The following is a 2130-nucleotide window of genomic DNA, read 5'->3' as shown; positions in this document are numbered from 1 at the left end:
TTCAGTTGATGTGAGGTCGGATAAAGACAAATACTGATCAAGGCTTTCTTGGAACTTCTGCTGAATGGCATACCCCGCCGGACAACTCGTTTCAAATGCATTTAGACCCTTGTGGTACCAGTTAAACCAAGCTTCGCGCTGACTTCCATACAAGTACGGCACATGAATCTGTACATCACGAACCTGACCAATTCGATCGAGTCGGCCAATTCTCTGTTCGAGCAAATCTGGGTTCTCGGGCAAATCAAGCAAGACCAGATTGCTCGCGAATTGGAAGTTACGCCCTTCACTACCGATCTCAGAACAGATTAGCGCCTGAGCGCCTTCTTCTTTATCTGCAAAGTACGCGGCGGCACGATCTCGCTCGATAATGCTCAGTCCCTCATAAAATGCTGAAGTTCTAAAACCTTGTCGTAAGCGCACATACTCTTCCACCATCAAGGCGCGATTCGCGTTCGAACAAATCACAAGAACTTTCTCGTCACGATTCGCTTCGAGAAACTCACACAACCATTTTACTTCTGGATCATTAGCGATCGAATCGGAGTCTGGCTCATACGCAGCAACAAGCTCATAAGGCCGCANAATACGCTGAGGAAAGCCTTCAACCGCATCACGCGTATTACGAAACAGAACGCGCCCCGTACCATGCAGATCGAGCAATTCATTAATGAGCTGCGGAACAAGTTCTTCAGCGGGCAGAGACCAATCAAAATCTTCAGGCGAGGCAATCAAACGACTCAGGTCTGATTTAAGGCTGGCATCAACCGGCGCATCATCGGTTTGGCTTTGTAGCTGCTTCACTAACTCTGAAATTTCGCCATAATGCTTTTCTTGTTCCTTGAAGGCTTCAAGGTCATGAAAACGATCAGGATCAAGCAAACGTAAGCGTGCAAAGTGACTTTCCAAACCTGCTTGTTCAGGTGTCGCAGTCAGAAGTAACACGCCTCGACTAATCTTCGATAGCTCTTCAACACACAAGTATTCATCACTCGCTTTCTCGGCACTCCATTCAAGATGATGTGCCTCATCGACGACAAACAAATCCCAATCAGCTTCGCTAGCGAGCGCGGAAAGAGCAGGATCTTGGCTAAGTGTTGCAATATCGCATAATACTAGTTGCTCTTCTTCAAAAGGATTCTCGACGCCCTCTTCAATCAACGCATCACAACGAGCATGATCAAAAATAGAAAAACGCAGATTGAATCGGCGCAGCATTTCAACAAGCCACTGATGAATCAGTGTCGATGGCACACAAATCAATACGCGAGAACTTAAACCGCGTTGTAGTTGGGTATGAATAATCATGCCTGCCTCAATGGTTTTACCGAGGCCAACCTCATCTGCTAACAAGACACGTGGTGCAAAACGTTGTGCGACATTTTTTGCAATGTACACCTGATGAGAAAGCAAGCTCGTGCGTGAACCAAGCAAGCCTTTAACGCCACTCAGTTGAAGGGCATGATTATGTTGCAAGGTTTCATAACGCAAACGAAATGCGCGATTACGATCGAAGTGCCCATTGGTTAATCGCTGCAATGGATTCGTAAACTGGATAAAACAATTCAGCTCAACTTCGCTAATACGTTGTTTTGTCGAGGCATCACTGGAAACATGATAAAAGACAAGATCATCAATTAGATCGACATCTTTGATCACATAGAGTTGATCATCATGATCACGAACTTCATCTCCCACTTTGTAAATCACCCGAGAAATAGGCGCTTGGTCTGTCGCATAAGTACGAATTTCATCGGCCGCAGGAAAGGTGATCAGGATTCTCCGCCCTTCGATTTCAGAGATCATTCCTAAACCTAATTTCGGTTCGGTTTGGCTAACCCACCGTTGGCCAACTTTATACGTCATTCTTTACCCCTAGCATAAAAACATGATGCTCGATGCATCTTAAGCGGCGCGCATTCTAGCACTCTTGGCCATCCACTCAAGCACCCTGCAATGAATACTTTAAATCGGACAATCTTTGCTAATTTTAAGTCAAGCTGAAGTGTAGTCGTTGTATGTTAAGGCGCTAGTGTTCTAAAAATATATTTGTTGCAAAGTAGGTAAATACCGATGGAATATCTTCCCTGCGTCAAACGCCTAATTGGACTATGGATGCTGTCGTTATCA

The 2130-nt window shown here is 45.3% G+C and carries 1 protein-coding gene; it reads right to left on the bottom strand.

All coding sequences use genetic code 11. The annotated features are described in order from the left end of the window. Positions 1 to 1866, bottom strand: a 1866-nt coding sequence (rapA, locus tag A3739_RS23230; RefSeq protein ID WP_082878567.1) for an RNA polymerase-associated protein RapA, incomplete at its 3' end; no start/stop codon positions are given. Between the last annotated feature and the right edge of the window lie 264 nt (positions 1867 to 2130).

The sequence above is a fragment of the Oleiphilus sp. HI0067 genome (genome assembly GCF_001635735.1).
This window is presented reverse-complemented; position numbering and strand designations above follow the sequence as displayed.